The sequence below is a fragment of the Streptomyces sp. genome, assembly GCF_031181555.1.
In the GTDB taxonomy this organism is placed as follows: domain Bacteria; phylum Actinomycetota; class Actinomycetes; order Streptomycetales; family Streptomycetaceae; genus Streptomyces; species Streptomyces fimbriatus.
In genome coordinates this window covers 1-2,636 of record NZ_JAPSKQ010000318.1, presented here as the reverse complement: position 1 = coordinate 2,636, position 2,636 = coordinate 1, and the positions used below count along the sequence as shown (strand labels likewise).

The 2,636-nt window shown below is 71.7% G+C and carries 2 protein-coding genes; both read right to left on the bottom strand.

Features of this window, described 5'->3' with window-relative positions; translation table 11 throughout:
- On the bottom strand, nucleotides 1-1,713 hold a 1,713-nt coding region (locus RIM90_RS31375; protein ID WP_309064126.1), incomplete at its 3' end, for a DNA translocase FtsK.
- A gap of 195 nt (nucleotides 1,714-1,908) precedes the next feature.
- Nucleotides 1,909-2,586, bottom strand: a complete 678-nt coding sequence (locus tag RIM90_RS31370; protein ID WP_309064125.1) for a response regulator — start codon at nucleotides 2,584-2,586, stop codon at nucleotides 1,909-1,911.
- Between the last annotated feature and the right edge of the window lie 50 nt (nucleotides 2,587-2,636).

Here is a 2,636-nt window from a genome sequence, read left to right as displayed (position 1 = left end):
CATGACGTAGCCGCCCTCGACGTCCTTGCCGAAGGCGACCAGCATCGGGTCGTCGTCCTCGGCGGACTCCGCGAGCCGCAGCACGTCGCCGAGGTTGACCATCTCCCGGTCGGTGTTGGGGATCTCGATGCCGACCGCGGACTTGCCGGGGATCGGGCTGATGATCCGTACGTCCGGACTGGCGACGGCGTACGCGATGTTCTTGGTCAGCGCGGTGATCCGCTCCACCTTCACGGCGGGACCGAGCTCGACCTCGTAGCGTGTGACCGTGGGCCCGCGGGTGAAACCGGTGACGCGCGCGTCGACCTTGAACTCGGTGAAGACCGTGGTGAGCGACGCGACGACGGCGTCGTTGGCGGCACTGCGCGCCTTGCCGGGACCGCCTCGGGTGAGCAGGTCGAGCGAGGGCAGGGCGTACGTGATGTCGCCGGACAGCTGGAGCTGCTCCGCGCGCGGGGGGAGCTCCCGGGTTTCGGAGGGCGGGGTCTTCGTCAGGTCCGGAACGCCGGCCCCGGGCCTGTCCTGCTTCGGCCCGTCCGCCTTCGCCGGGTCCGCCTTCGGCTTCTCCGGCTGGGGGCGGGCGGCCGGGACCGGCGTCGGCGTGGTCGGCTCGCGGTCCCCGACGCGCACGCCCTGGGTCAGGTCGGCGACGACCGGCGAGGGCGGCATCCCGTGCAGGACGGCGCCGTCGAGCGCGGCGGCCGCGGCGGCGGCCACGTCCACGGCGTCCATGGGCCGGTGCATGTCGGGCTGCGGCACCGCGGACCTGCGGGGCCGGCCGCGACGCCCGGACAGCACCTCCCGCTCCGCACCGTCCGGGTCGTACTCCAGGGGTGCGGGCTGCCGCCTGCGGCGGCCCGCGGGCAGCGCCTCGCGCCACTGCTCCTCGTAGCGCTCGTCGTCCTCGCCGAACTCCTCCGGCTCGGGCTCGTGGACGAGCCCGAGCCTCACGCCGAGCTGCCGCAGCCGCTGCGGGACGGCGTTCACCGGGGTGGCCGTGACGACCAGCAGACCGAAGATCGTGAGCAGCACCAGCAGCGGTACGGCGAGTACGTCGGTCATGGCGTACGACAGCGGGGTGGCCGCGCCCCAGCCGATGAGGCCGCCGGCGTCCCTTATGGCCTGCATGCCGTCGCCGCGGGCGGGCGAGCCGCAGGCGATGTGGATCTGGCCGAGCACGCCGATGACGAGCGCGGACAGACCGATGACGATCCGGCCGTTGGCCTCCGGCTTCTCCGGGTGCCGGATGAAGCGCACGGCGATGACCGCGACCAGGATCGGCACGAGCAGGTCCAGTCGGCCGAAGGCGCCGGTGACCAGGATCTCCACGAGATCGCCGACCGGACCCTCGAGATCGGCCCAGGTGCCCGCGGCGACGATCAGCGCGATGCCGAGCAGCAGCAGCGCCAGACCGTCCTTGCGGTGCGCGGGGTCGAGATTCCTGGCACCCTGCCCCACGCCGCGGAAGACGGCTCCGACGGCGTGCGCCAGGCCCAGCCACAGGGCGCGCACGAGGCGATAGACGCCCCCGGTCGGGCTCGGTGCCGGTTTGGGCGCGGGCTTCTTCGCCGCCGCCTTCTTGGCGGGGGCCTTCTTGGCGGGCGCCTTCTTCGGAGGGACCTTTCGGGCGGCGGCCTTCTTCGCCGGAGCCTTCGCGGAAGCGGCCGCCTTCTTCGCGGGCGGCTTCTTGGCTGCGGAGGGACGTGAGGCCATGGGTGTGAGGTTACCGGTGGAGGAGGCGGGGGACACGCGTGACGGATGCTTCACCCGTTCGTGTCGCCCTCACCGAGGCGCAAAGCTGACGCCGAGAGCTGTGGACAGACGCGGAAGACGCAGAGACACGCGGAACTGACACGGCCTCACACCCGGGCCCCGCCCGGAGACCGGGCAAAACCCTTGTGCCCGGGATCAGTTCTGCGACGGCACCGACGACGCGCTGCCGGTATCCGGCTCCAGCGCGTCCAGCGCCCGCCGCAACCCGGTGAGCTTGCGCTCCAGATGCGCCGCCGTGGCCACCGCGGCCGCGTCGGTCGACTCGTCGTTGAGCTGTTTGGTGAGCGCCTCGGCCTGCTCCTCGACGGCCGCGAGCCGCGCCGAGAGCTCGGCGAGCAGTCCCACCGACTCCTTCGCCTCGCCCGCGTCCTTCTCGCCGCCCTCCAGCTGGAGCCGCAGCAGCGCCGCCTGCTCCCGCAGCTGGCAGTTCTTCATGTACAGCTCGACGAACACCGAGACCTTCGCCCGCAGCACCCACGGGTCGAACGGCTTGGAGATGTAGTCGACCGCACCCGCCGCATAACCGCGGAACGTGTGGTGCGGTCCGTGGTTGATCGCGGTGAGGAAGATGATCGGGATGTCCCGGGTCCGCTCCCGCCGCTTGATGTGCGCGGCGGTCTCGAAGCCGTCCATGCCCGGCATCTGGACATCCAGCAGAATGACCGCGAAATCGTCCGTGAGCAGTGCTTTGAGTGCTTCTTCCCCGGACGATGCCCGCACCAGCGTCTGATCGAGCGCCGAGAGGATCGCCTCCAGCGCCAGCAGATTCTCCGGCCGGTCATCGACCAGGAGGATCTTGGCCTTCTGCACCATGGCCCGCCCTCCTCGCCCCGGCTTGGGGCCTCCCCTGTCCGCAGGACCTG